Origin of the sequence: Hydrogenophaga sp., assembly GCF_014773545.1 — a bacterium.
In the GTDB taxonomy this organism is placed as follows: domain Bacteria; phylum Pseudomonadota; class Gammaproteobacteria; order Burkholderiales; family Burkholderiaceae_C; genus Hydrogenophaga.
On the sequence record NZ_SDDV01000004.1, the window covers coordinates 185,068 to 209,916 of the forward strand.

The 24,849-nt window shown below is 65.9% G+C and carries 23 protein-coding genes; 10 read left to right on the top strand and 13 right to left on the bottom strand.

Annotated elements, in window-relative coordinates; translation table 11 throughout:
• Positions 1-54 precede the first annotated feature (54 nt).
• From chrA to mpl, 3 genes are all read left to right on the top strand, one after another.
• Positions 55-1,425, top strand: a complete 1,371-nt coding sequence (chrA, locus tag EST26_RS04665; RefSeq protein ID WP_291065718.1) for a chromate efflux transporter — start codon at positions 55-57, stop codon at positions 1,423-1,425.
• A 177-nt stretch (positions 1,426-1,602) separates the two neighbouring features.
• The gene (locus tag EST26_RS04670) at positions 1,603-2,748 is read left to right on the top strand and encodes a 3-deoxy-7-phosphoheptulonate synthase (RefSeq protein WP_291065719.1); all 1,146 of its coding nucleotides are present in this window, start codon (positions 1,603-1,605) and stop codon (positions 2,746-2,748) included.
• A gap of 34 nt (positions 2,749-2,782) precedes the next feature.
• Positions 2,783-4,207, top strand: a complete 1,425-nt coding sequence (mpl, locus tag EST26_RS04675; RefSeq protein ID WP_291065720.1) for a UDP-N-acetylmuramate:L-alanyl-gamma-D-glutamyl-meso-diaminopimelate ligase — start codon at positions 2,783-2,785, stop codon at positions 4,205-4,207.
• A gap of 112 nt (positions 4,208-4,319) precedes the next feature.
• Here mpl and recJ read toward each other — a convergent pair whose 3' ends face one another.
• The 3 genes from recJ to EST26_RS04690 all read right to left on the bottom strand — a co-directional run bounded on the left by recJ (position 4,320) and on the right by EST26_RS04690 (position 7,784).
• Positions 4,320-6,056 carry a single-stranded-DNA-specific exonuclease RecJ gene (gene recJ / locus EST26_RS04680; protein WP_291065721.1) on the bottom strand — a complete coding sequence of 579 codons (1,737 nt, stop codon included), beginning with the start codon at positions 6,054-6,056 and terminating at the stop codon, positions 4,320-4,322.
• Positions 6,053-7,048 carry a phosphoglycerate mutase gene (locus EST26_RS04685; protein WP_291065722.1) on the bottom strand — a complete coding sequence of 332 codons (996 nt, stop codon included), beginning with the start codon at positions 7,046-7,048 and terminating at the stop codon, positions 6,053-6,055. Before EST26_RS04685 ends, recJ begins: the two co-directional genes overlap by 4 nt.
• Positions 7,049-7,352: 304 nt before the next feature.
• The gene (locus tag EST26_RS04690; protein ID WP_291065723.1) at positions 7,353-7,784 is read right to left on the bottom strand and encodes a DUF4395 domain-containing protein; all 432 of its coding nucleotides are present in this window, start codon (positions 7,782-7,784) and stop codon (positions 7,353-7,355) included.
• A 304-nt stretch (positions 7,785-8,088) separates the two neighbouring features.
• Here EST26_RS04690 and EST26_RS04695 point away from each other — a divergent pair, with 304 nt between their 5' ends.
• The 3 genes from EST26_RS04695 to EST26_RS04705 are packed head-to-tail and all read left to right on the top strand — an operon-like array spanning position 8,089 to position 10,526.
• Positions 8,089-9,291: an MFS transporter gene (locus EST26_RS04695; protein WP_291065760.1), complete on the top strand. Its 1,203-nt coding sequence runs from the start codon at positions 8,089-8,091 to the stop codon at positions 9,289-9,291.
• A gap of 38 nt (positions 9,292-9,329) precedes the next feature.
• The gene (gene pyrC, locus EST26_RS04700) at positions 9,330-10,379 is read left to right on the top strand and encodes a dihydroorotase (protein ID WP_291065724.1); all 1,050 of its coding nucleotides are present in this window, start codon (positions 9,330-9,332) and stop codon (positions 10,377-10,379) included.
• A 9-nt stretch (positions 10,380-10,388) separates the two neighbouring features.
• Complete coding sequence (locus EST26_RS04705; protein ID WP_291065725.1) at positions 10,389-10,526, top strand: hypothetical protein; 138 nt, start codon at positions 10,389-10,391, stop codon at positions 10,524-10,526.
• 53 nt (positions 10,527-10,579) lie between these two features.
• On the opposite strand, the gene EST26_RS04710 is transcribed toward EST26_RS04705, so the two are convergent.
• Genes EST26_RS04710 through EST26_RS04725 form a run of 4 tightly spaced genes read right to left on the bottom strand, consistent with a single transcriptional unit; the run spans position 10,580 to position 13,633 of the window.
• Entirely contained in the window at positions 10,580-11,407 is an 828-nt protein-coding gene (locus EST26_RS04710; protein WP_291065726.1) for an SDR family oxidoreductase, read from the bottom strand.
• 11 nt (positions 11,408-11,418) lie between these two features.
• Positions 11,419-12,060, bottom strand: a complete 642-nt coding sequence (gene lptC / locus EST26_RS04715) for an LPS export ABC transporter periplasmic protein LptC (protein ID WP_291065727.1) — start codon at positions 12,058-12,060, stop codon at positions 11,419-11,421.
• Entirely contained in the window at positions 12,057-12,641 is a 585-nt protein-coding gene (locus EST26_RS04720) for an HAD hydrolase family protein (protein WP_291065728.1), read from the bottom strand. Before EST26_RS04720 ends, lptC begins: the two co-directional genes overlap by 4 nt.
• Complete coding sequence (locus EST26_RS04725; RefSeq protein ID WP_291065729.1) at positions 12,638-13,633, bottom strand: KpsF/GutQ family sugar-phosphate isomerase; 996 nt, start codon at positions 13,631-13,633, stop codon at positions 12,638-12,640. Before EST26_RS04725 ends, EST26_RS04720 begins: the two co-directional genes overlap by 4 nt.
• 122 nt (positions 13,634-13,755) lie before the next feature.
• Between EST26_RS04725 and EST26_RS04730 the strand changes: the two genes are divergently transcribed.
• The gene (locus EST26_RS04730; protein ID WP_291065730.1) at positions 13,756-14,301 is read left to right on the top strand and encodes an adenine phosphoribosyltransferase; all 546 of its coding nucleotides are present in this window, start codon (positions 13,756-13,758) and stop codon (positions 14,299-14,301) included.
• A 9-nt stretch (positions 14,302-14,310) separates the two neighbouring features.
• Here the strand turns inward: EST26_RS04730 and EST26_RS04735 are convergent, their stop codons facing one another.
• From EST26_RS04735 to rpmH, 6 genes are all read right to left on the bottom strand, one after another.
• Positions 14,311-14,940, bottom strand: a complete 630-nt coding sequence (locus EST26_RS04735; RefSeq protein WP_291065731.1) for a hypothetical protein — start codon at positions 14,938-14,940, stop codon at positions 14,311-14,313.
• Positions 14,941-15,058: 118 nt separating this feature from the next.
• On the bottom strand, positions 15,059-16,465 hold the full coding sequence (gene mnmE / locus EST26_RS04740; protein ID WP_291065761.1) for a tRNA uridine-5-carboxymethylaminomethyl(34) synthesis GTPase MnmE: 1,407 nt from the start codon (positions 16,463-16,465) through the stop codon (positions 15,059-15,061).
• Between the two features lie 70 nt (positions 16,466-16,535).
• Positions 16,536-18,269: a membrane protein insertase YidC gene (yidC, locus tag EST26_RS04745; protein ID WP_291065732.1), complete on the bottom strand. Its 1,734-nt coding sequence runs from the start codon at positions 18,267-18,269 to the stop codon at positions 16,536-16,538.
• On the bottom strand, positions 18,266-18,553 hold the full coding sequence (gene yidD / locus EST26_RS04750) for a membrane protein insertion efficiency factor YidD (RefSeq protein ID WP_291065762.1): 288 nt from the start codon (positions 18,551-18,553) through the stop codon (positions 18,266-18,268). Before yidD ends, yidC begins: the two co-directional genes overlap by 4 nt.
• Positions 18,543-18,992, bottom strand: coding sequence for a ribonuclease P protein component (locus EST26_RS04755; protein ID WP_291065763.1), 450 nt, complete (start codon positions 18,990-18,992; stop codon positions 18,543-18,545). Before EST26_RS04755 ends, yidD begins: the two co-directional genes overlap by 11 nt.
• A 65-nt stretch (positions 18,993-19,057) precedes the next feature.
• Complete coding sequence (rpmH, locus tag EST26_RS04760) at positions 19,058-19,192, bottom strand: 50S ribosomal protein L34 (protein ID WP_291065733.1); 135 nt, start codon at positions 19,190-19,192, stop codon at positions 19,058-19,060.
• A gap of 224 nt (positions 19,193-19,416) precedes the next feature.
• On the opposite strand from rpmH, the gene dnaA reads away from it, so the two are divergent.
• The 3 genes from dnaA to gyrB all read left to right on the top strand — a co-directional run bounded on the left by dnaA (position 19,417) and on the right by gyrB (position 24,815).
• Entirely contained in the window at positions 19,417-20,829 is a 1,413-nt protein-coding gene (dnaA, locus tag EST26_RS04765; protein ID WP_291065734.1) for a chromosomal replication initiator protein DnaA, read from the top strand.
• A 187-nt stretch (positions 20,830-21,016) separates the two neighbouring features.
• A complete protein-coding gene (gene dnaN, locus EST26_RS04770; RefSeq protein WP_291065735.1) occupies positions 21,017-22,123 on the top strand; it encodes a DNA polymerase III subunit beta in 1,107 nt (368 codons plus the stop codon).
• Positions 22,124-22,202: 79 nt separating this feature from the next.
• Positions 22,203-24,815: a DNA topoisomerase (ATP-hydrolyzing) subunit B gene (gyrB, locus tag EST26_RS04775; protein ID WP_291065736.1), complete on the top strand. Its 2,613-nt coding sequence runs from the start codon at positions 22,203-22,205 to the stop codon at positions 24,813-24,815.
• Positions 24,816-24,849: the final 34 nt, after the last annotated feature.

Below are 24,849 nucleotides of genomic sequence, written 5' to 3' on the forward strand. Positions count from 1 at the left end.
CCGCTGCGCTAAAGTCGCGCTTTGCGTCTGACCACGCCCACTTCGGAGATCGACATGCAAGCCTCGCCGCCTCAGGTTGAATTTGCCCAGGCAGTGCGGTTTTGGCTCAAGCTCGGCTTCATCGGTTTTGGCGGCCCGGCCGGGCAGATCGCCATCATGCACCGCGAACTGGTCGAGCAAAAGCGCTGGATCAGCGAGCAGCGTTTTTTGCACGCACTCAACTACTGCATGCTGCTGCCCGGGCCGGAGGCGCAGCAACTCGCCACCTACATCGGATGGATGCTGCACCGCACCTGGGGCGGCGTGGTCGCCGGGGTGTTGTTCGTGCTGCCCTCGCTGCTGCTGCTGATCGCGCTCAGCTCGGTCTACGTCGCCTACGGCCACCTGGCCTGGATGAGCGCGCTGCTGTACGGCATCAAGCCCGCGGTGGCGGCTCTGGTGCTGCATGCGGTGCACCGCATCGGCAGCAAGACGCTGCAGCATCCGCGCCGCGCGCCGCTGCTGTGGGCCATTGCGCTGGCCAGTTTTGTCGCCATCCACGCTTTTGCGGTGCCCTTTCCCGCCATCGTTTTCAGCGCCTTGCTGCTCGGCTGGCTGGGCGGGCGCTACTTGCCCGGGCAGTTTTCCCATCTCGGCTCGTCGCATGCACAACTGGGCGGCGCGCACGGCAGCGGCGCGGCCGTGATCGACGACGGCACGCCCTTGCCCGCGCACGCGCGCTTTTCGCGCCCGCGCCTGCTGCGCGTGCTGCTGGCGGGTGCCGTGCTCTGGAGCCTGCCCATGCTGGCGCTGCTGCTCTGGCAGGGCTGGAGCGGCACGCTGGCGGCCATGGGCTGGTTCTTCACCAAGGCCGCGCTGCTGACTTTTGGCGGCGCCTACGCCGTGCTGCCCTACGTCTATCAGGGTGCGGTGGTCGAACACGGCTGGCTGAGCGGCACCCAAATGATGGACGGCCTGGCGCTGGGCCAAACCCTGCCCGGTCCGCTCATCATGGTGGTGGCTTTCGTGGGCTTTCTGGGCGGCTGGAGCCAGCAGGTGCTGGGGCCGGAAGCGCTGTTTCTGGGCGCCATTCTGGCCGCCTGCGTCGTCACCTGGTTTACTTTTCTGCCCTCGTTCATTTTGATCCTGGCCGGCGGTCCGCTGGTCGAGGGCACGCACGGCAAGCTGCAATTCACCGCGCCCATGAGCGCCATCACCGCCGCCGTGGTCGGTGTGATCGCCAGCCTGGGGCTGTTTTTTCTCACCTACGTGGCCTTTCCGGCCGGAGCCGGCGGCGCGTGGTGGCAGCAAGTCGACTGGGTCGCGCTGGCGCTGGCGCTGCTGGCCTTGCTGGCGCTGGTGCGCTGGCAACTGGGGGTGCCGGCGCTCATTGGTCTGAGCGCCCTGGCCGGCGCGGGCCTGCACGCGTTCGGCTGGGTGGCTTGACGCTGCTTGTGCTATATTGGAAGCCTATGCAAGCGCGTTTGGTCTTTGCCTTTTATTTTTGGTTCTCAGTCCCTGGCGGACGAGAGGCCAAGCCGTAAGCGCAGCACCTGAACTCGATCAAACCGCCGGAGCCACCAGCCCGGCGGTTTTTTTTATTCCCTTTGGAGGAGCCCCGTCATGAATGCACAGTCCATCTACGCCGGCAGCGATGCCTGGCATGCACGCGCGGTTGACAAAACCAGCCAGACCGATGACGAACGCATCAAGGACATCACCGTGCTGCCTCCGCCCGAACACCTGATTCGCTTCTTCCCCATCGGCGGCACGCCGGTAGAGGCCTTGATTGGGCAGACCCGCCGGCGCATTCACGACATTCTGCACGGGCGCGACCAGCGCTTGCTGGTGGTGATTGGCCCGTGCTCGATTCACGACCCGGTGGCCGCGCTGGACTATGCGCGCCGCCTGTTGCCGCTGCGCGAGCGCTACGCCGATGTGCTGGAGATCGTGATGCGGGTCTACTTCGAGAAACCGCGCACCACGGTGGGCTGGAAGGGCCTGATCAACGACCCCTACCTGGACGACAGTTTTCGCATCGACGAGGGTCTGCGCATCGCGCGCCATTTGCTGATCGAGATCAACCGCCTGGGCCTGCCGGCCGGCAGCGAATTTCTGGACGTGATTTCGCCGCAGTACATTGGCGACCTCATCAGTTGGGGCGCCATTGGCGCGCGCACCACCGAGAGCCAGGTGCACCGTGAACTGGCTTCCGGGCTGTCGGCGCCGATTGGTTTCAAGAACGGCACCGACGGCAACATCCGCATCGCCACCGACGCGATTCAAGCCGCCGCGCGCGGCCACCATTTTCTGTCGGTGCACAAAAACGGCCAGGTCGCCATCGTTCGCACCGCGGGCAATAAGGACTGCCACCTGATTTTGCGCGGCGGCAAGGCGCCCAATTACGACGCTGCTCACGTGCTGGCCGCGGTCCAGGCCCTGGAAGCTGCCAGACTGCCGCCGCGCCTGATGATCGATTGCAGCCATGCCAACAGCAGCAAGCAGCACGAGCGGCAGTTGGTGGTAGCGCGCGACATTGCAGACCAGATTGCGGCCGGCTCGCGCAGCGTGCTCGGCGTGATGATCGAGAGCCACATCGAGGCCGGGGCGCAAAAGTTCAGCCCGGGCCAGGACGCGGTGGACAAACTGCGCTACGGCCAGAGCATCACCGACGCCTGTCTGGGCTGGGACGATTCGGTGCAGGCGCTCGATCTGTTGGCGCAGGCGCTGCGCTCGGTGCAGAGCAAAACCGCGCCAAGAACCCCTTGAGTGCTTGGGCCGCCGGGTTCAATAGAATCGGCCCATGCACATTCACATCCTGGGCATTTGCGGCACCTTCATGGGCGGCTTGGCCGTGCTGGCGCGTCAGGCCGGCCACCGCGTCACCGGCTGCGACGCCGCCGTCTACCCGCCCATGAGCGAGCAGTTGCAGTCGCTGGGCATCGAGCTGATCGAAGGCTACGGGGCCGAGCAACGGGCACTCGCCCCCGACCTGTATGTGGTTGGCAACGTGGTCGGGCGCGCGCGTTTGCCCGACGGCAGCGCCAAATTCCCGCTCATGGAGGCGATTTTGGATGCGGGCGCGCGCTACACCAGTGGTCCGCAGTGGTTGGCCGAACACGTGCTACAGGGTCGTCACGTGCTGGCGGTGGCCGGCACCCACGGCAAAACCACCACCACCGCCATGCTGGCCTGGATTTTGGAGTCGGCTGGCCTGCAACCGGGTTTTCTGGTCGGCGGCGTGCCGATCAACTTTGGTGTTTCGGCCCGCCTGGGCACCGGCTCGGCGTTCGTCATCGAGGCCGACGAATACGACACCGCTTTTTTCGACAAGCGCAGCAAATTCGTCCACTACCGGCCGCGCACCCTGGTGTTGAACAATCTGGAGTTCGACCACGCCGACATTTTTGAAGACCTGCGTGCGATCGAACGCCAGTTCCACCACCTGCTGCGCACCGTGCCCGCTTCGGGCCGGGTGGTGGCCAACGGGCTGGAAGAAAGCCTCGAGCGCGTGCTGCATCAGGGGCTGTGGAGCGAGTTGCGCACCTTTGGCGCGGCGGTGAGCGATTTTTGCGCCCAGGGCGAGCCGCACGACTTTGTGGTGCTGCAGCACGGCCAGGCGCTGGCGCGGCTGCAGTGGGGTCTGAGCGGCAGCCACAACCAGCTCAATGCGCTGGCCGCGTTGGCCGCTGCGCAGCACCTGGGCGTGGCGCCGGCCGACGGCGTGCGCGCGCTGGCCGGTTTCGAGAGCGTGCGCCGCCGCATGGAGCTGCGCGGCGTGGTGCTGCGCGACGAACAGCCGGTGAGCGTGTACGACGATTTTGCCCACCACCCGAGCGCGATCCGCAGCACACTGGACGGCTTGCGACGCCGCCTGCAGCAGACCGAGGCGGTGCCGGGGCGCATTCTGGCGGTGTTCGAGCCGCGCAGCAACAGCATGAAACTCGGCGCCATGAAGGCGCAACTGCCCTGGAGTCTGGCGGCGGCCGAGCTGGCTTTTTGTCATGCCGGCGCTCTGGAATGGGACGCCGCCCAGGCGCTGGCCCCGCTGGGCGCGCGCGCCCGGGTGGCGCACAGCATCGATGAGCTGGTGGCCCAGGTCTGCGCCGCCGCGCGCGGCGGCGACCACATCGTCTGCATGAGCAACGGCGGTTTTGGTGGTGTACACCAGCGCCTGCTGGCGGCGCTGGGGCAGAGCGCCGCTTCAGCGCGCCGTGCGCTCCCTTGACCGCTGCCGCTTGCAGCCGGCGCGCGCGGCCTGCCGTGCCGGCTCAGCGCAGCGGCCGCAGCCAGGCCTCGAAACGCTGCAGCCGCTGGACCGCCCCCCGTGTGGGGTTTGCTCAGTAGCGTGCCGCCTCGATCAAAAACCGCACCCGGCGCTGTCCTTGCCATTCGTCGGCTTCGAGCCGGAAGGCGAGTGTGACGCGCTCGGGCAGCGGTTCGGTGCGGCCGAACCAGATGCCGTCGACCGGTTCGCCCCTATGCCTGAGCTTGAGGGACAGGTGCTTGTCGGCCACCAGCCGCTGGCTGAGGACGTGCAGTTCTTCGCAAAACAGCGGTGGCGCAAAGCCCTGGCCCCACACCTGCTGTAGCAGCATATCGACCAGTTCGACGCGGCGGTGCTGCGGCGCGAGTGCGCCGTCGGCCTCCAGCCGGCGCTGCAAGGTGGCGGCGTCCAACCATTCATGCGCCACTTGCTGCAAGGCGGCCTCGAAGCGCTCGAGTTGATCTTCTTCTATCGTGCAGCCGGCCGCCATGGCGTGGCCGCCAAAGCGCAGCAGCACACCCGGGTGGCGCTTGGCCACCAGGTCAAGCGCGTCGCGCAGGTGAAAACCGGCAATCGAGCGGCCCGAACCCTTGAGTTCGTGCGCGCGCCCAGCGGCTGCGCTGGCGGCGAAGACGAAGCTGGGGCGGTGCAGTTTGTCCTTCAGGCGTGCGGCCACGATGCCGACCACACCCTCGTGGAAGTCAGGGTCGAACACCACCAGCGCCGGCGGCGGCTCCTCGCTGGCGTCGAACATGTCCTCGGCCAGCAGCAGCGCTTGCTCGCGCATCTCGCCTTCTATGCTTTTGCGCTCGCGGTTGATGCCGTCGAGTGTGCGCGCCAGCTCCTCGGCACGCCCGGCGTCGTCGGTGCACAGGCATTCGACGCCCAGCGTCATGTCGGCCAGCCGGCCGGCGGCGTTCAGGCGCGGGCCCAGGGCAAAACCGAAGTCCAGGCTGGTAGCGCCTGCCGGTTGGCGCGCCGCCACCTTGAACAGCGCTGCCATGCCGGCCGGCATGGCAGCAGCGCGCACGCGCTTCAAACCCTGCGCCACCAGGCGGCGGTTGTTGGCGTCGAGCCGCACCACGTCGGCCACCGTGCCCAGTGCCACCAGCGGCAGCAGGCTGTCGATCTTGGGCTGGTTTTGCGCCGTGAACCAACCGCGCGCGCGCAGCTCGGCGCGCAGCGCCAGCAAGACGTAGAACATCACGCCGACGCCGGCGATCGACTTGCTCTCAAACCCGCAGCCGGGCTGGTTCGGGTTGACGATGATGCAGTCCTGTGGCAGCACGGCAGCGCCGTCTTGCAGGGCTGGCAGGTGGTGGTCGGTGATGATGACTTGCAGGCCCAGCGCGCGCGCCGCACGCACGCCGTCAACGCTGGCAATGCCGTTGTCCACCGTCACCAGCAGGTCGGCACCGAGCGCATGGACGCGTTGGGCAATCGAAGCGGTCAGACCGTAGCCGTCCTTGACCCGATCGGGCACCAGGTAGCTCACGCGCTCGAAGCCCTTGGGCGCGCCCAGCAGGCGCAGCCCGCGCAGGCCGACCGCGCAGGCGCTGGCGCCGTCACAGTCGTAGTCGGCCACGATGCAGATCGATTGCTGCGCGTGCATCGCGTCGGCCAGTGCGCGCGCCGCGGCGTCGGCTCCGAGCAGGGATGAGGGCGGCAGCAGGCGTGCCAGCGCGTCGTCGAGCTGGTCGGGGTGGGTGATGCCGCGCGCGGCATACAAACGCGCCAACAACGGGTGCAGGCCGGCTTGCTCCAGCGCCCAGGCGGCGCGCGGTGGCACGTCGCGGGTGAGGATGTTCATAGCAATTCCAGGGTTTTGTGAATCGGGGTCGGGGCCAGCCTCTGGCGCAGGCGCCGACCCATGCGCGCGAAGACAGCGCGCGGCGCACTGGCCCAGGTGTACGTGTTGCGTTCGCCGCATAGGCTAAGCTGGAGCGGCACGCCACGGCGCACGGCGGCGTGGGCGGCGGCTATCTCGGTGGCGTCGAGCTGCACCCAGGCCTGTTGCCAGGCGGCCCAGTCGGCGCGCAGCGCGGCCCAGCGCAGCGCAGCGGGCTGGGTCGGCGCCGGCTGGAGCGCTGGCGCCTGGTCCAGCGCGCCGGCGCCGCTGATCCAAAAACCGTTCACCGGCAACAACCCGCGCGCGCTGCGCGCGTCGTGCAAGGGGTGGCTGTAAAACAGCAGTTGCGCTTCCGATTGCAGCCGCTGGAGCAATGGGCGCCCGCTCAGGTTGGCCGGACTCTCGGTCATCCAGCCCTGCAGCGAACAGCCGCTGACGCGGTCCAGGCTGGCGCAGACGACCGCACGCAACGCTGCGCCGCTGGCGTGCCAGCGCGTGGCCGAATCAAAGCGCAGCTCGATGCCGTCTTCGGCGCAGTAAGGCGCCAGTGCGTCACACAGCGCGCGCGACTCGGCATCACTCAGCCCGATCTGATCGCCCGGCAGCAGCCGCACCTGCTCGCTGCCGACCGCGTAGTGACACGGAGTGAACCAGGCCTGCGGCTGCGTGGGACTGTGGCTGAGGGCGGCGGCCCAGGGAATCTGGCCGTCGGCGCAGGCACTGCCATCGGCCCGGCGCAAACCCAGCGCCTGCGCCAGCGCGCGTTCGTGTGGCGGACTCAGACGCTGCTCGTCGCCGCAGTCGGTGGCGAGCAGCAGCAGCTCGGCCAGCAGCGCTTGCAGATGCGGCAGACGCAGCCCGGGCAGGGCGGCGCGGCAGGCCGGGGCGCTGGCGCCAGCAAAGGGAATCAGCAACTGGCAGGCCAGCTCGGGTGCAGGGGGGAAAGCGGGCATGGCTGCATTGTCGGCCATACCCGTAATCCACCGTTCACCCCGAGCTCAGCAACCGTTCGCTCTGAGCCCAGCAACCGTTCGCTCTGAGCCACCCATCCGTTCGCTCTGAGCCACCCATCCGTTCGCCCTGAGCCACCCATCCGTTCGCCCTGAGCTTGTCGAAGGGTGGCGCGTGCGATCTGGACTTCGACAGGCTCAGTCCGAACGGGAGCGGGAATTGCTCTACCCATCCGTTCGCCCTGAGCCTGTCGAATATCCCAGCCCAAACGGCGCGCTTGCCCGCACCGCTCTTTCATTGCAGGCATCAGCCCATTTTCGGCGGAAACTTGCGATACCACACACCGTACGCCGAGCAGGCCGCGCAGTAGGAAAAAGCCCACTCCATGAAAGAAAAAATCACCAGCGCGATGCACGGCACGATCCACAGCGGGCTGCCCAGCATAAACAGGGTGAAGGAAATGCCGCTGGCCAGGAACAGCAGCTTGTTGGCAAACATTTTGGCACCGGCGTCTTCTTTTTTGCCGCCCCACTGACGCGCCTCGAACAGCTTGCGCCACACCCGGTGCAGCGGGCAGTGCTGGTGGCCGATGAAGCCGCGCACAAAACCTTGCACGGTCAGCAGGGGCAGCAGCCAGGCAAAACCCACCAGCAGAGAAACGCAGCAAATGACAAACGTGAGAAAGGCTTCCCAACGAATGACGTTGGACCAGACTTGGGGTAGATCGAAACGCAGCATGAATTCACCTTAAGTTTGCAGGCTGAAAAAGGGGGACGCCTCGTGGCTGAGGCTCACTTTAAATACTGGTGACAGTATATCTCGAATCTCACTCGCCTGCTTGTAACGGCGTGGCCTGTTGGTTTATCTGCTTGCATGAGGCCGCGACGCACCCGGCTTGCAAGCCGGGCCACAGCCTGAGCCGCTGTGGCTTTGGCGCACAATACGACGCTTCGTTCCATTCCTTTTCGGTTCCGGCTCTGTGTCGTTATCTTCCGTCCCACCTGCCGCCATGTCCGGCGTCACCGATCTTGACGCGACCCGCATGACGGCGGCCGAGCGGCGCGCCAGCGGGGCGCTGGCGTCGATTTTTGCGCTGCGCATGCTCGGCCTGTTTCTGGTGTTGCCGGTGTTTGCGCTGGAGGCGTCGCGCCTGCCTGGCGGGGACGACGCGGCCCGGGTCGGTCTGGCCATGGGCTTGTACGGCCTGACGCAGGCCCTGCTGCAAATTCCGTTTGGCCTGGCGGCCGACCGTTTGGGCCGCAAGCCCGTGATCATCGCCGGCTTGCTGCTGTTCGCGCTGGGCAGCGCGCTGGCGGCCTGGGCGCCAGACCTGACTTGGCTGACCATTGGCCGCGCCCTGCAAGGCGCGGGCGCGATTTCGGCCGCCGTCACCGCTTTTTTGGCCGACGTCACGCGCGACGGTGTGCGCACCAAGGCGATGGCGGTGGTGGGGGCCAGCATCGCGCTCATGTTTGCGCTCTCGCTGGCGCTGGCGCCACCGCTGGCGGCCTGGATCGGTTTGTCGGGCATTTTCGTCCTCACTTGCGCGCTGGCCTTGCTCGGCATCGCAGTCGTGATCTGGGTTGCACCGCCCGAGCCACCCAGGCCCCAGCCCCGCGCCCAGCGGCGCGATAGCGGCATGCGTGAGGTGCTGCGCCACGCTGGCTTGCTGCGCCTGAACCTGGGCGTGTTCGTTTTGCACGCGGTGCAACTGGCGATGTGGATGGCGGTGCCAGCGCTGCTGCTGCAGGCCGGGCTGGCCCAGATCGATCACTGGCTGGTCTATCTGCCGGCCGTGCTGGCCTCGCTGCTGGTGATGGGCGGCGTGCTGTTCCCGATGGAGCGGCGCGGCCACCTGCGCGCCGTATTTCTGGCCGCCATTGGCCTGATTTTGCTGGTCCAGCTCGCTCTGTGGTGGCTGGTCGCGCCCGGTGGCGCGCTGCCCGGTCTGTGGAGCCTGGGTTTGCTGCTGTTCGTTTTTTTCATCGGATTTAATACGCTCGAAGCCAGCCAGCCCAGCCTGGTGTCCAAGCTGGCGCCGACGCACGCGCGCGGAGCGGCGCTTGGGGTCTACAACACCTTGCAGTCGATCGGATTTTTTCTGGGCGGCGCACTCGGTGGCTGGCTGGTGCAGGCGCACGGCCCCGGCGGTCTGTTTGCCGTTTGCGCAGCGGCCATGCTGGTCTGGCTGCTACTGGCCTGGCCGATGCAGGTGCCAGCGAGCAAGCGCAGCGGGCGCGCTTGAGCGCTGCTGCGGGCTGGTGTTTTTGCGACAATCTGAGCATGAACACCACGCCCGCCCCCGACACCCTGACCATCACCCGACCAGATGACTGGCATTTGCACGTGCGCGACGGCGCGGCGCTGCAAACCGTGGTGCCCCACACGGCGGCCCAGTTCGCACGCGCCATCATCATGCCCAACCTGCGCCCGCCGGTGACCACCGCGGCGCAGGCCAGCGCCTATCGCGAACGCATCCGCGCCGCTGTCCCCGCCGGTCTGAGTTTTGAGCCGCTGATGACGCTGTACCTGACCGATCTGCTGGCGCCGCAGGAGATCGAGCGTGCCCGCGACGCCGGCGTGGTCGCCGTCAAACTCTACCCGGCCGGTGCCACCACCAACAGCGACGCCGGCGTGACCGACCTGCGCAAGACCTACAAAACGCTGGAAGCGATGCAGCGCGCCGGCCTGCTGCTGCTGATGCACGGCGAAGTCACCAGCGCCGACATCGACCTGTTTGACCGTGAGGCGGTGTTCATCGAGCGCCACCTGATCCCCTTGCGGCGCGACTTCCCCGAACTCAAGATGGTGCTGGAACACATCACTACCCGAGAGGCGGTGCAGTACGTCGGATCGGCTGACGCCTACCTGGGCGCCACCATCACCGCGCACCACCTGCTGTACAACCGCAACGCCATCTTCAGCGGCGGCATTCGACCGCATTACTACTGCCTGCCGGTGCTCAAACGAGAGGCGCACCGCCAAGCGCTGGTCAACGCCGCCACCAGCGGCTCAAGCAAGTACTTTCTGGGCACCGACAGCGCGCCGCACCCGGCGCACCTCAAGGAGCACGCCAGTGGCTGCGCCGGTTGCTACACCGCGCACGCCGCCATTGAGATGTACGCCGAGGTGTTCGACCACGCCGGCGCGCTCGACAAGCTGCAGGGGTTTGCCAGTTTCCACGGCGCCGATTTCTACCGCCTGCCGCGCAACCGTGACACCATCACGCTGCGGCGCGAGTCCTGGACGCCACCGTCAAGCTTTGCACTCGGTGAAGCCGAACTCAAGCCGCTGCGCGCGGGCGAGGTGCTGCCCTGGCGCCTGCTGAGTTGAGGCGGCGGCATGAGCCTGAGCACGCTGCTGACCCTCTTTGTGATGCCCACCATGTACATGCTGCTGGCGCGGGATCGGCACGGCTCGCGGGTGCTGTTGGCAAAGACGCCGGTTCAGGCGGCGGGCGACGTGCTGGTGGCGAAGTAAAAAAAGGCCGCAGGGCCTTTTTTTCACTTCATTTGTTCTGAGTCATTGAAAATTCAAGGCCCGGCGCCGGCGGGCGGTTTGCGCTGGCGCGGCTTGCGCGGGTGGGAGGCCAACAAGCGGTCGAACCACGGGTTGGGCAGCAGGCGCAGCAGCTTGGCTGTCAGGCCCATGGGCCAGGGGATGACGCGGTAGCTGGTCTGGGCCGCAATGGCTTTGAAGGCGCGGCTGGCAAAAGCGTCGGCCGACAGCAAAAACGGCATGGGGAAGGGGTTGTCGCGCGTCATCGGCGTGTCGACAAAGCCGGGCAGCAGCGTGACCACCGCCACGCCGCTGCCGCGCAACTCGCCGCGCAGGCTTTCGCAGTAGGCCACCACGGCGGCCTTGCTGGCGCAGTAGGCGCCGTGGCCGGGCGTGCCGCGAATGGCGGCGATGCTGGCGATGCCGACCAGGGTGCCGCTGCCGCGCACGCACATGGGCTTGATGAACGGCGCAAAGCTGGCCGCCAGGCCTACGTTGTTGGTGGCAAAGGTGCGCGCCAGCACCTCCAGATCGTCCCACTCGGCGCTGTCCATGCCGATGCTGATGCCGGCGCAGGCGATCACCACCTCGGGCAGGCCCTGGGTTTGCAAACACGCCTGTGCCGCAGCGATGACGCTGCTGCAATCGGTCACGTCGGCGCCGTAGAGGTGAAAGCGGCTGGCCGGCAGGCCAAGCACGTCGGCCCAGGCTTGCATCGGGGCGGTGCGCCGGGCCAGCAGCGCCAGCCGGTAGCCCGCCTGGGCGTAGCGCGTCGCCAGCGCCTGACCGATGCCGCTGGAGGCGCCGGTGATCAAGACCAGCGGCGCGCGGTGCGAGGGCGGCTCAGACGGCATGGACGGCATGGCGGCAGCCTTCAGGGCGGCTGCAGTTCGGCGCGCACGCGCCCCTTGAGCAGCACCAAACCCGTATCGCCCTGATAGTCCAGCGTGTCGGCGCTGAGCCAGTCCTTGCCGCGCAACAGCGAGACTGGATGAGCGGAGACCAGGCGCGGCGGCTCGGTATAGACGCGCAGTTGTTCGCCGCGCAGTTCCAGCCGTGGCAGCGCCAGGCCGCTTGCATCGTGGCCGCCTTCGCGCAGCAGTTGCACCTTACCCTGCAGCAGGAATTCGGTCTGCGTCCGGTTGCTGACGATGCGCTCGGCGCTGGCGCTGGTGAGTGCGCCGTCCAGACCTAGGGAGCGCAGTCGCCCTTGCTCGATGTCGATCCGATCGGTGCCAGGGTGGTGTCGCGCCTGGGCGCCAAAAAGCGCGCTCCTGAGTTGACCGTCGGGGTCGAATTGCTGGATGGAAAACTGGTGCATGAAGTAGTCCGGCTGCAGCGAGGGTGCCCGCTCGGCCTGCGGCACGCCGGGCTCGGGCGCGCGGCTGAGCAGGCCGTACGAACCCAGCGCCAGCAGGCCCATGAGCAGCACCGGAAGGTAGATCGTGAGCCGGTCGATCAGCTTGGACAGCGGCCAGCGCGCCAGCGCAGCCGACAGTGCGAACGGGCGGTTCACCGGGCAGCGGCCTCGAGTTCGCGCGCGTAGCAGCCGCTGGCCACCAGCAGCAGGTCGCACAATTCGCGCGCTGCGCCGGCCCCTGGCTGGCGTTGTGTCACAAAGTGCGCCAGACGCAGCACTTCGCTGTGGGCCTGGACGGGTGCGCAGGCCAGGTGAGCGCGGCGCAGCAGCGGCAGATCGGGCCAGTCGTCACCCATAGCGGCGGCGGCCGACCAGCCCAGTCCGAGCCGGTCAAGAATGGCCTGCGCCGCCGGATACTTGTCTTCGGTGCCCAACTGAAGGTGTTGCACGCCCAGCGCGTGCAAGCGGGTGCGCAAGGCCGGCGAGTCGCGCCCGCTGACCACTGCCGGCGTGATGCCGGCGCGCTGCAGCAGCTTGATGCCGTGACCGTCCAGGCTGTGAAAGCGCTTGATCGACTCGCCGGCTTCGCTGAAGTACAGGCCGCCGTCGGTCAGTACACCGTCGACGTCGAAGAAAACCAGCCGCACCGGCTGCGCGCGCAGCAGCAGCTCGGGAGCAAAAGTCAGCGTCGGGCGCAGCACGGGCAACGGGGTCGGGGCGTCGTTCGGAAAAGTCATATGACTTTGGCTCGCATCAGGTCGTTGCTATTGAGCGCGCCGCACAGACGCGCTTGATCGTCGAGCACCAGCAAACTGGTGATGCGGTGCGTTTCCATCAGTTCAGCGGCCTGCACCGCCAAGGCGTCGGCGCGCACGGTGTGCGGTCTGGCGTGCATCACCTGTTGCGCGCGCAGCGCACGCAGATCGACGCTGCTGCCCGATTTCTCTATCAGGCGGCGCAGGTCGCCGTCGGTGAAAATGCCTAGCAGTTGTTCGTTTTCCACCACGGCGCACATGCCCAGGCCTTTGGTGCTGATCTCGCGCATCAGCGCCATCAGGTCGGCATCGGGCGCGACGCGCGGCACCTCGGGCAAGGCGCGCATGACGTCGCTGACGTGCGTCAGCAGCCGGCGCCCGAGCGCGCCGCCGGGGTGTGAGCGGGCAAAGTCAAGCGCCTTGAAGCCGCGCGCGTCCAGCAGCGCCACCGCCAGCGCGTCGCCCAGCGCGAGCTGCGCAGTGGTGCTGGCAGTAGGCGCCAGGTTGTGCGGGCAGGCTTCTTTTTGCACCGCCGCATTCAGCACCACGTTGGCGTGGCGCCCCAGGGTCGAGTCGGGCTGCCCGGTCAGCGCCAGCAGCGGCACACCCATGCGTTTAATCAGCGGCAAGAGGGCGCTGAGCTCGTCGCTTTCGCCGCTGTTGCTGATGCCCAGCACCAGGTCGGCGGCGGTGATCATGCCCAGGTCGCCGTGGCTGGCTTCGGCCGGATGCACGAACAGCGCCGGCGTTCCGGTCGAGGCCAGCGTGGCAGCCACCTTGCGCCCGATGTGGCCACTCTTGCCCATGCCCATCACCACCACCCGGCCGCGGCATTGCAGCACCAGCTCGACCGCGCGCACAAACGCCGCATCGACGCGTTCAGCGAGGGCGGCCACCGCCTGCGCTTCGATCTCCAGCGTTTCGCGCGCCAGCGCCAGCGCGCGCGCCGGGTCAAAACGGGGAGGCAAATTCATGTGCGGATTATCCGGGATTGGCTGGGACAAAGCGGTAGACTGAGCGCTGCGACGCCAGTTCCCAGCGGCTTGCTGCGGCGGCGCAGCCGCCCCCGTTCACCAGCGCCAACGCCGAACCCGCCATGGACACCTCTGCCTATTTGAAGTCTCACATCCGAACCGTGCCCGACTGGCCCGCGCCCGGGGTGCTGTTTCGTGACATCACACCGCTGTTGCAAGACCCCAAGGTGTTTCGCGTCCTGATCGACGTCTTTGTCCATCGCTACATGGATCCGGCCCTGCGGCCCGGCGTGGTGGCCGGGCTGGACGCGCGCGGCTTCATCATCGGCTCGGTGCTGGCGTACGAATTGGGGGTGGGCTTTGTTCCGATCCGCAAAAAGGGCAAGCTGCCCTTTAGCACGGTACAAGAAACCTACGAGCTCGAGTACGGCAGCGCCACCGTCGAGTTGCACACCGACGCCGTCAGACCGGGCCAGCGGGTGCTGTTGATCGATGACCTGATCGCCACCGGCGGCACCATGCTGGCCGGACACCGATTGCTCGAGCGGCTGGGGGCGGAGGTGATCGAAGGCGCGGCGATCGTCGACCTGCCCGAACTCGGCGGCTCGCAGCGCCTGCGCGCCAGCGGCCTCAAGCTGTTCACCCTGATCGATTTCAGCGGGCGCTGAGGGCTTCGCTCACAGCTTGCCGTACTGGGTTTCGCTCAAGGCGGCGAAGTCGCTGTGCGACTCGGGCACCGGCGCTGCGGGCTCGGCCTGACCAGGCGCGCGCCGCACCGGTGCGGCAGCGGTTTGCAGTGCGCGGGCAAAGGCATCGATTTCAGCGGCGGACACCGGCTGCATCGGCACAGACTTGGCCGCTGGTACGGGGCCCCGGGTTTGCGCCGACACCGCCGCGCGCAGTGCCTCGCCGCGCTGCTCAGGCACCGCTTTGCGGCGCCAGTAGACCGAACTGATCGCCATGTCGTGGCGCGCTTGCGCGCCCGCCTGGATCCAGCGCTCGATCTGCAGCAGATACTCGTCCGGCATCAAGTCGGCGGAGAGCGCCAGATCGACCAGCACCAGAAAACTGTCGCCATTGCCGTCCAGCGTGAGTACCTTGAATTGGTAGCTGGTCGAGAGCACGCCGCCACGAATCATTGATTCGCGCACAACCGAAAACAACTGTTCACGGCGCAGAATGCGCCGGCCGCGCCGCGGCGATATCAGCGGCAGCGTGGTCTGGCCCAGCGCGTCGCGCAGCAGCCGCCGGCCGGACTTGCCCGATGCGCTGTATTTTTTGGCTCTGAGCCAACCGAACAAAGACATGGCTGCACCTGAGATAGAAACCGAAGCTTGCCGCTGCTGCCGGTCGGGCCAGCGCGCAGCAGCCCGCATCGGTTTGGGGATTTCCAGGGCAGTGTAGCAATTAGCCCTGGCCGCAGGCTTATTTTCCGATGCAGAAGCGCGAAAAAATTTCGCCCAGCAGATCGTCGGCGCTGAAGGCGCCGGTGATCTGGCCCAGGGCGTGCTGCGCCAGTCGCAGCTCCTCGGCCAGCAGATCGATCTGCTGGCCTTGCGCAGCCAGCAGATCGTGCGCCTGCGTCAGGTGCGCATCGACCTGGCGCAGCGCTTGCAGGTGGCGCTGGCGTGCCATGAACAGGCCGTCACCGGCGTGCTGCCAACCCGCCAACTGGAGCAGGCGTTCGCGCAGCGCGGCCAGTCCCTCGCCCTGCTTGGCCGAAATGGCCAGCTCACCGGCCTGCCAGCGCGGCGCCAGGCCAGCGCGGCTGGCGGCGTCACACTGGTCGAGCTTGTTCCAGACGTGCAGCACGGTCACGCCGCTGGGCAGCGCGGCGGCAATGGCGGCGTCGGCCGCCTGGTATGCGGGCGACTGCCAGCGGCTCAGGTCGTGCAGAAACAGCAGCGCATCGGCGCGCGCAATCTGTTCCCAGGCGCGCGCAATGCCGATTTGCTCTACCTCATCGGCTGCTTGATTCTGGCGCAGGCCGGCGGTGTCGATCACGTGCAGCGGCACGCCCTCGATTTGAATGGTTTGCTGCACCAGGTCACGCGTGGTGCCCGCCACCGGGCTCACGATCGCCAGTTCAGCGCCAGCCAAGGCGTTGAGCAGCGAGCTCTTGCCCGCATTGGGCTGGCCCGCAATCACCACCTTCAGGCCGTCGCGCAGCAGCGCACCTTGGCGCGCCTGCGCCAGCAACTGCGTCAGCGCAGCACGCAGGCGCAGCAACTGGCCGGCCGCGTCGGCCTGCTGCAAGAAATCGATCTCCTCCTCGGGAAAGTCCAGCGTGGCCTCGACTTGCAGACGCAGTTGAATCAGGGCCTCGCGCAGCCCGTCGATGCGCGCAGAGAACACCCCGGTGAGCGAGCGCGCGGCACTGCGGGCGCCGGCCTCGGTGCTGGCGTCTATCAGGTCGGCCACCGCCTCGGCCTGTGCCAAGTCGAGCTTGTCGTTGAGGAAGGCGCGCTCGGTGAACTCGCCGGCGCGCGCCGGGCGCAGGGCGGGCAAACACACCGGTGCACCCGACTGCGCCACCTGCAGGCAACGCGCCAGCAGCAACTGCAACACCACCGGCCCGCCGTGGCCTTGCAGTTCCAGCACGTCTTCCCCGGTGTACGAGTGCGGCTGCGGAAACCACAGCGCCAGCCCGTGGTCTATGGCCTGGCCAGTCGCGTCCGAAAAAGGCAGGTAAGTCGCCTCGCGCGGCTTTAACGAACGCCCCAGCAAGGCCTGCACAAAAGTCCCCAACCCCTGTCCAGATACCCGCACGATGCCCACCGCCCCGCGACCGGGCGCGGTGGCAAGGGCAACGATGGGGTCAGCGGCGAGCATGTCAAACACCAGCGACTCTCAGGCAAGAACGGCAACACAGGCGGCGTCCTGGTCCGCAGACGCAGCGGGCTTATTTCTTGAACAACTCGAATGGATTCGTGATCTTCAGCGGCACGCCCATCTTGTTGTTGATGTAAGCCTGTTGTGCGATGGTCAGCAAGTTGTTGGTGATCCAGTACAGCACCAGACCGGCCGGGAAGAAAAAGAACATGACCGAGAAGATCAGCGGCATCATCCACATCAGCTTGGCCTGCAGCGGGTCGGGTGGCAGCGGGTTGAGTGCGGTCTGAATCACGGTGGTAACAGTCATCACCAGCGGCAAAACGAAGAACGGATCGGGTGTGGACAAGTCAGTGATCCAGCCCATCCAGGGCGCGTTGCGCATTTCCACGCTAGACAACAAGACCCAGTAAAGCGCGATGAAAACCGGAATCTGGATCAGGATCGGGAAGCAGCCACCCAGCGGGTTGACCTTTTCCTCCCGGTACATCTTCATCATCTCCTGCTGCATCTGCTGCGGGTTTTCTTTCAGGCGCTCGCGCATCTCCATGATGCGCGGGTTGACCTTTTTCATCTTTGCCATGCTGCGGTAGGCGCTGGCGTTGAGCCAGTAAAACGCCGCCTTGATCAGCACCACCAGCAACACGATGGCCCAGCCCCAGTTGCCGACGAAGCCGTGGATTTTCTCCAGCAGCCAGTACAGCGGCTTGGCCAGAATGGTCAGCCAGCCGTAGTCTTTGAGCAAAACCATGCCAGGGGCAATGGTCTCGAGCAGGGTTTCGTACTGCGGGCCGACGAACAGGCGCGACTGCATGCTGTGGCTCTGGCCGGGTGCAATGGCCGGTAAGGCGCTGATGGTGCCCACGGCGTACAGATTGGGCGCGACCTGGCGCGCGAAGTTCTCCCGCGCCACGCCATCGGCCAGCAGCCAGGCGCTGGCAAAGTAGTGCTGCACCATGGCCACGAAGCCGTCGCTGGTGACTTTCTCAAACGTGGCGCTGGAATCCCGAATGTCGGCGAAGTAAATCTTCTGGTATTTTTGCGCCTCGGTGTAAACCGCCGGGCCGGTGAAGGTGGCGTAAAACGGCGTGTCGCTCTCGAGTTGGCTGCCGTCGCGCACCAGTTGCAGGTAGAGCTGTGGGCTGACCGGTGCGCCGCTGCGGTTGTGCACCTCGTGGCGCACGTCGATCACGTAGCTGCCGCGCCGCAGGGTATAGGTCTTGACCAACTGCACGCCATCGATCTCGGGCGACTCGAACCGTACCTGCAATTCGTTCTGACCGTCGGCCAGCGTGCTGTTGCCCGGCACCAGCGTCATGGGTGTTTTGTGGGTCGGGAAGTTGCCGCCGATCAGGCCGGTCTGCGCCACGTAGGTGTTTTGTGCCGTCTGCGTCAGCAAGGTCAAGGGCGTGTCGACCTCGCCGCGGCGGGTGCCAACGGCTTGCGCATGGTGCGGCAGCCGTGCGCCAATCAGCGAGCCGCCTTCGCTGTTGAAGATCAGTTGCAGCACGTCGGTGCTGATTTCGTGCTGAAGCAGCGCGGGCGTGGGAGCGCCCACGGGTGTGGCGGCCAGCGGCCCGGCAACGGCAATCGGGGTCGGCAGGCCGACGGCGGCGACGCCCGGTGCGGGCGCCGCCTGCGGGAGCGGCTGCGCTGCCGGGGCGGCCACCGGCGCAGCGGCGGGATCGACCGAAAGCGGGAAAAAGGTCGGCTGCTGGCCGTGGTGGACTTGCCACTTGTCCCAAATCAGGACCAGCGAAAGACCCAAAACCACCCACAGGATGGAGCGACGAATGTCATTCATGACGGGTGCTTCTTTTCTGAGGAAGGTGAAATCAGGCGAGAAAACAGGGCGGGCGCGGCGTCGGGCACCGGGTCGCAGCCGCCTTGGCACCAGGGATGGCAGCGGGCCAGCCGGTGTAGCGTGAGGTAGCTGCCGGCCAGCGCACCGTGCTGTTGCAAGGCCAGCAAGGCATAGGCTGAGCACGTGGGCTCAAAGCGGCAAGCACTGCCCAGCCAGGGGCTCAGCAGCAGCCGATAGCCCTTGACCAGGCCCAGCAGGCCCCGGCGTGGCCAGTCAGACCACATCATTGCTGGCCTCCAGCGGAGCCGGTGCGTGCCTGGGCCGGGCCGCAAGAGCTGGCGGCGCGCCCGCGCCCAGCAGCAGTTGCTGCAATTCGGCGCGCACCGCTCGTTTGAGCGCGTCCGAGCTGGCGCTGACGAACTGCTGGCGGCTGAATTCTCTGCGCAGACGCACCACCAGCGCGGCCGACGCCAGCACGGTGGCATGTTCGCCCGCGACGGCGTAGATTTGACGCCGAATCGCATTGCGCGTGACAGCGCGGCGCGCCCAGCGCTTGGGCAGCAGCACGCCAAGCCAGGCGTCGGCAGACGCAAACAGGGGTTTCTTTGACGCTGCAGCAACACGGCCCAGGGCGCAGCGGTGCAGCGCAAAGTGAAGGGTTTTGGCCACGGGAGCGCCTGCCATGACGGCCGAGAACTGTTCGCGCGAGCGCAGATGCTCAATCATTTCAGTGGCTGCGGGCGCGGCACCAGGACGCGGCGAGCAGGCGGCTGCGCCAGCGCGCGGGCTCAGACCGCCAGGCGCTTGCGGCCCTTGGCGCGGCGGGCGTTGATGACGGCACGGCCACCCCGGGTTTTCATGCGCTGGAGAAAGCCGTGGGTGCGGGCGCGGCGGATTTTGGAGGGCTGGTAGGTGCGTTTCATGGCAGTCGGTAAAAGTCTGGAAAACCCGCAATTATCGCAAAAATTCTGGGCCCAGGCGAAAACGCGCCATGCTCACACCCAGGCAAACACGCCGCCGCCGCACTGGAGCCCACGTCCGGGTCATTCTGGGTTTGGCTCCCAGTGCGGTGGATAAGCTTGCAGTCGAACTACAATCAGCGGCCTGCTCCAAGAGCTTTATCCACAACCACAGCACGGCCGCCGTCATGTTTGAGAGTCCCCCCCGTGATGTGCAGTCTGGCACCGATGCCCAGGCCCTTTGGCTGGAATGCCTGGATCGGCTGGCGCAGGAAATCCCCGAGCAGCAGTTCAACACCTGGATCCGCCCGCTGAGCGCCAGCGTCTGCGCCGATCGTTCCAAGGTGGTGCTGGCGGTGGCCAATCGCTTCAAGCTCGACTGGGTTCGGGCCCAGTACGTCGCGCGCATCAGTGCGGTGCTGGAGTCGATTCAGGGGGCAGCGGTGACGTTGGAGCTGGTGTTGGCGGCGCGCGAAGGCCCCAGCCGCACGGCGCCGGCCCCTGCAACGGCGCAAGAGCAGTTGCTGGCCGAGTTGCCCGAACTGGCGCCGCCAGCGCCTGCTGCGGCGGCGAGCGGGCCGAAAACCCGGCTCAATCCGGCGCTCAGTTTTGCCACTCTGGTCGAAGGCTCGGCCAACCGCATGGCGCGTGCGGCCGCGTTGCACGTGGCCGGCAGCCTGGGTCAGCTCTACAACCCCTTGTTTATTTACGGCGGCGTCGGTCTGGGCAAGACCCATTTGGTACACGCCATCGGCAACCACCTGCTGGCTGATCGGCCGCAGGCCAAGGTGCTTTATCTGCACGCCGAGCAGTTCGTCACCGACGTGGTCAAGGCCTATCAGCGCAAGGCGTTTGACGAGTTCAAGGAGCGTTACCACTCGCTCGATTTGTTGTTGATCGACGATGTGCAGTTTTTTGCCAACAAGGAGCGCACGCAAGAGGAGTTTTTCAACGCTTTTGAGGCCTTGCTGGCGAAAAAATCGCACATCGTGCTCACCAGCGACACCTATCCCAAGGGCCTGGCCGACATTCACGAACGCTTGGTCTCGCGTTTTGATTCGGGGCTGACGGTGGCAATAGAGCCGCCCGAGTTGGAGATGCGGGTTGCCATTTTGATCAACAAAGCGGCGGCCGAACACGCCGTCATGCCCGAGGATGTGGCGTTTTTCGTTGCCAAGAACGTGCGCTCCAACGTGCGCGAGCTCGAAGGCGCGCTGCGCAAAATTCTGGCTTATTCGCGTTTCAACCAAAAAGAAATTTCGATCCAGCTCGCACGCGACGCGCTCAAAGACCTGCTGTCGATCCAGAACCGGCAGATCGGTGTGGAAAACATTCAGAAAACCGTGGCTGACTTCTACAAGATCAAGGTCGCAGACATGTATTCCAAAAAGCGCCCGGCCAGCATTGCCCGCCCGCGCCAGATCGCCATGTTCATTGCCAAGGAGTTGACGCAGAAAAGCCTGCCCGAGATCGGCGAGCTGTTTGGCGGGCGTGACCACACCACGGTTTTGCACGCGGTGCGCAAGATCGCCGCCGAGCGCTTGCTCAATTCCGAGTTGAATCAGCAGTTGCACGTGCTCGAACAAACGCTCAAGGGTTGAGCCAGGCGCAGCGCAAGGTGTGCATGGGCGCTGCTGTTTTTTCTGGCCGGCCGTCGCGGCCGCCCGGCGTGCGGCGGGCCGGGTTGGCAAAGCGGCGAGAATGGTGAATGTTTTGCCCGCTGCAAGACCCGCAGCGACTGGTCTGCCGTATCGGGTTACCCGCAGTCCCTAGTGGAGAGAGTCTGACATGATTATTTTGAAATCGACCCAGGACAAGGTGTTGGCCGCTTTGCAGTCGGTGGCCGGCATCGTCGAGCGCCGTCACACCTTGCCGATTCTGGCCAATGTGTTGCTGCGCAAAGACGGTGCCCAGTTGCAACTGACCACCAGCGATCTGGAAATCCAGATCCGCACCACGGTCGAACTGGGCGGCGACGACGGCAGCTTTGCTACCACGCTGGGCGCGCGCAAGCTGATCGACATTTTGCGCACCCTGCCGTCCGAACAGAGCGTGAGCCTAGAGGCCAGCGCTGGCAAGCTCATGCTCAAAGGTGGAAAGAGCCGCTTCACGCTGCAGAGTCTGCCGGCGCAAGATTTTCCGCTGGTGCAGGAGTCGGCCAGCTTCGGCCCGGTGTTTGGCGTGCCGCAAAATACGCTCAGAAGCTTGCTCGCTCAGGTGTCGTTTGCGATGGCGGTGCACGACATCCGCTACTACCTGAACGGCATTTTGTTCATCGCCGAAGGACGCCAGTTGTCCATCGTGGCGACCGACGGCCACCGGCTCGCGTTTGCCGCTGCCACCCTGGAGGTGGACGTTCCCAAGCAAGAGCTGATTTTGCCGCGCAAGACGGTGCTGGAGCTGCAGCGTTTGTTGTCCGACAAAGACGGCGTGATCGAGTTACAGTTTGCCGCCAACCAGGCCCGCTTCAGCTTTGACGGCATGGAGTTCGTCAGCAAGCTGGTCGAGGGCAAGTTTCCCGACTACAACCGGGTGATTCCCAAGCAGCACAAGAACATCATTACCCTGGGCCGCGTGCCGCTGTTGGCGGCACTGCAGCGCGCTGCCATCATGACGAGCGAGAAATTCAAGGGCGTGCGGCTGAACTTCGAACCCGGTGCGCTGCGCGTGACCGCCGGCAATGCCGAGCAGGAAGAGGCGGTGGATGAACTCGACATCGACTACAGCGGCGACCCGATCGAGATCGGCTTCAACGTCAGTTACCTGATCGATGCGCTGCAGAACATGACGCAGGAGATGGTGCGCGTCGAATTGGCCGACGGCAGCAGCTCAGCCCTGCTTACCAACCCCGAGGACGACGCGTTCAAGTACGTGGTCATGCCGATGCGGATCTGAGTGCCGCCGATTTCCATCCCCCCAGCTCCTGCCGCAGTCCAGCGGCGGGGGTGTTTTGCAGCGACCGAGAAGTTTCACCATGTCCGAAGTCCAGCAGCCCGTCGACGCCGTCAACACCGGCGTCGTCAGCGCCGATAGCTCGAATTTCCAGCCCGCCATTGACACCGCGCAAGCTGGTGCCAGCGCAGCCTATGGCGAAGGCGCAATCCAGATTCTCGAAGGCCTGGAGGCGGTACGCAAGCGTCCGGGCATGTACATTGGCGACACCAGCGACGGCACCGGACTGCACCACCTGGTGTTCGAGGTGGTGGACAACTCGATCGACGAGGCGCTGGCCGGCCATTGTGACGACATCATGGTGACCATCCACACCGACAACTCGATCTCGGTGGTGGACAACGGCCGCGGCATCCCGACCGGGGTGAAGATGGACGACAAGAACGAGCCCAGGCGCAGCGCGGCAGAAATCGCACTGACCGAGCTGCATGCCGGCGGCAAGTTCAACCAAAACAGCTACAAGGTGTCAGGCGGTCTGCACGGCGTGGGCGTCTCGTGCGTCAACGCGCTCAGCCAGTGGCTGCGCCTGACGGTGCGCCGCGACGGCAAGGTCCATCAACTCGAATTTGCGCGCGGCGCGGTGCAGCAGCGCATCGTCGAGTCCGGCCCGCAGGGGGTGGCGGTCTCGCCGATGAAAGTGACCGGTGCGACGCAAAAGCGCGGCACCGAGGTGCACTTTTTGCCTGACTATGAAATTTTTCGGGAAAACAGCGATTTTCACTACGAAATTTTGAGCAAGAGGCTGCGCGAGCTGAGTTTTCTCAATAATGGCGTTCGCATCCGCCTCAAGGACGAGCGCAACGGCAAAGAGGACGACTTCTCCGGTGCCGGTGGCGTCAAAGGCTTCGTCGGTTTCATCAACCGCGGCAAGACCGTGCTGCACCCGAACGTGTTCCACGCTTGCGGCGACCGCGCCAGCGACCAGGGCAGCAACATCGGGGTCGAAGTCGCCATGCAGTGGAACAGCGGCTACAACGAACAGGTGCTGTGCTTTACCAATAACATTCCGCAGCGCGACGGCGGCACCCACCTGACTGGCCTGCGCGCCGCCATGACGCGGGTGATCAACAAATACATCGAAGAAAACGAGCTGGCTAAAAAAGCCAAGGTCGAAGTCACCGGTGACGACATGCGCGAAGGCCTGTGCTGCGTGTTGTCGGTCAAGGTGCCAGAGCCCAAGTTTTCCAGTCAGACCAAGGATAAACTGGTCTCCAGCGAGGTGCGCGGCCCGGTGGAAGACATCGTCTCGCGGCTGTTGAACGACTATTTGCAAGAGCGCCCGGCCGACGCCAAGATCATTTGCGGCAAGATCATCGAAGCTGCGCGCGCGCGCGAAGCGGCGCGCAAGGCGCGCGAGATGACGCGCAGAAAAGGCGTGCTCGACGGCATGGGCTTACCCGGCAAGCTGGCCGACTGCCAGGAAAAAGACCCAGCGCTGTGCGAGATATACATCGTCGAGGGTGACTCGGCCGGCGGCAGCGCCAAGCAAGGACGAGACCGCAAGTTTCAGGCCATTTTGCCGCTGCGCGGAAAAATCTTGAACGTTGAGAAGGCGCGCTATGAAAAGCTGCTGAGCAGCAACGAAATTTTGACGCTGATCACGGCGCTGGGCACAGGCATCGGCAAAGCCGGCGGCGACAGCGGCAGCGGCGCCGACGACTTCAACGCCGCGCGGCTGCGCTACCACCGCATCATCATCATGACCGACGCCGACGTAGACGGCGCGCACATCCGCACCCTGCTGTTGACTTTTTTCTACCGCCAGATGCCCGAGCTGGTCGAGCGCGGTCACATCTACATTGCACAGCCGCCGCTGTACAAGGTCAAGGCCGGCAAAGAAGAGTTGTACCTGAAGGACGCCGCCGCACTCGACGGATTTTTGCTGCGTATCGCGTTAAAAGACGCCAAGGTCGCCACCGGTGGCGCCAGCCCAACCGTGCTCGAAGGGGATGCCTTGGGTGAGCTGGCGCGCAAACACCAGATGGCCGAGGGCGTGATCGCCCGCCTGTCGCACTTCATGGACGCCGAAGCCTTGCGTGCGCTGGCCGACGGCGTCGCCCTCGAGCTCGACAGCATGGAGCAAGCGCAGGCCAGTGCGCAGGCCTTGCAGGCCAGGCTGCGCGAGCTGGCCAGCAGCGGCATCCCGGCCGAGGTGGCGGCCGAGTTCGACGCCCGCAGCGACAAGCCGGTGCTGCGCATCAGCCGCCGCCAGCACGGCAACGTCAAGAGCAGCAGCATCACGCAGGACTTCGTGCACGGCGCCGACTACGCTGCGCTGGCCAGCGCGGCCGACACCTTCCGCGGCCTGCTGGGCGCCGATGCCCGCGCGCTGCGCGGCGAAGGCGAGAAGCAAAAAGAAGAGCGCGTGAGCGACTTTCGGCAGGCGATGCGCTGGCTCATCAGCGAGGCCGAGCGCAGCACGGCGCGCCAGCGCTACAAAGGGCTGGGCGAGATGAACCCGGCCCAGCTTTGGGAGACCACCATGGACCCGGCGGTGCGCCGCTTGCTGCGGGTGCAGATCGACGACGCGATCGAGGCCGACCGCGTTTTCACCATGCTGATGGGCGACGAGGTCGAGCCACGGCGCGACTTCATCGAGAGCAACGCGCTGCGCGCGGGCAACCTGGACGTCTGAGTTTGCCTTGCCCGGCCGGTTTCAGTTCAGAGCG

Excerpts from the sequence above, each read along its gene's own strand:
- gyrB (WP_291065736.1), top strand. The coding sequence starts at position 22,203 with ATGTCCGAAGTCCAGCAGCCCGTCGACGCCGTCAACACCGGCGTCGTC.
- EST26_RS04725 (WP_291065729.1), bottom strand. The coding sequence starts at position 13,633 with ATGAATTTGCCTCCCCGTTTTGACCCGGCGCGCGCGCTGGCGCTGGCG.
- EST26_RS04730 (WP_291065730.1), top strand. The coding sequence starts at position 13,756 with ATGGACACCTCTGCCTATTTGAAGTCTCACATCCGAACCGTGCCCGAC.
- EST26_RS04685 (WP_291065722.1), bottom strand. The coding sequence starts at position 7,048 with ATGCCCGCTTTCCCCCCTGCACCCGAGCTGGCCTGCCAGTTGCTGATT.
- pyrC (WP_291065724.1), top strand. The coding sequence starts at position 9,330 with ATGAACACCACGCCCGCCCCCGACACCCTGACCATCACCCGACCAGAT.
- dnaN (WP_291065735.1), top strand. The coding sequence starts at position 21,017 with ATGATTATTTTGAAATCGACCCAGGACAAGGTGTTGGCCGCTTTGCAG.
- EST26_RS04720 (WP_291065728.1), bottom strand. The coding sequence starts at position 12,641 with ATGACTTTTCCGAACGACGCCCCGACCCCGTTGCCCGTGCTGCGCCCG.
- recJ (WP_291065721.1), bottom strand. The coding sequence starts at position 6,056 with ATGAACATCCTCACCCGCGACGTGCCACCGCGCGCCGCCTGGGCGCTG.
- yidC (WP_291065732.1), bottom strand. The coding sequence starts at position 18,269 with ATGAATGACATTCGTCGCTCCATCCTGTGGGTGGTTTTGGGTCTTTCG.
- chrA (WP_291065718.1), top strand. The coding sequence starts at position 55 with ATGCAAGCCTCGCCGCCTCAGGTTGAATTTGCCCAGGCAGTGCGGTTT.
- yidD (WP_291065762.1), bottom strand. The coding sequence starts at position 18,553 with ATGTGGTCTGACTGGCCACGCCGGGGCCTGCTGGGCCTGGTCAAGGGC.
- EST26_RS04705 (WP_291065725.1), top strand. The coding sequence starts at position 10,389 with ATGAGCCTGAGCACGCTGCTGACCCTCTTTGTGATGCCCACCATGTAC.
- EST26_RS04710 (WP_291065726.1), bottom strand. The coding sequence starts at position 11,407 with ATGCCGTCCATGCCGTCTGAGCCGCCCTCGCACCGCGCGCCGCTGGTC.
- EST26_RS04735 (WP_291065731.1), bottom strand. The coding sequence starts at position 14,940 with ATGTCTTTGTTCGGTTGGCTCAGAGCCAAAAAATACAGCGCATCGGGC.
- rpmH (WP_291065733.1), bottom strand. The coding sequence starts at position 19,192 with ATGAAACGCACCTACCAGCCCTCCAAAATCCGCCGCGCCCGCACCCAC.
- EST26_RS04695 (WP_291065760.1), top strand. The coding sequence starts at position 8,089 with ATGACGGCGGCCGAGCGGCGCGCCAGCGGGGCGCTGGCGTCGATTTTT.
- dnaA (WP_291065734.1), top strand. The coding sequence starts at position 19,417 with ATGTTTGAGAGTCCCCCCCGTGATGTGCAGTCTGGCACCGATGCCCAG.
- mnmE (WP_291065761.1), bottom strand. The coding sequence starts at position 16,465 with ATGCTCGCCGCTGACCCCATCGTTGCCCTTGCCACCGCGCCCGGTCGC.
- EST26_RS04690 (WP_291065723.1), bottom strand. The coding sequence starts at position 7,784 with ATGCTGCGTTTCGATCTACCCCAAGTCTGGTCCAACGTCATTCGTTGG.
- mpl (WP_291065720.1), top strand. The coding sequence starts at position 2,783 with ATGCACATTCACATCCTGGGCATTTGCGGCACCTTCATGGGCGGCTTG.
- EST26_RS04670 (WP_291065719.1), top strand. The coding sequence starts at position 1,603 with ATGAATGCACAGTCCATCTACGCCGGCAGCGATGCCTGGCATGCACGC.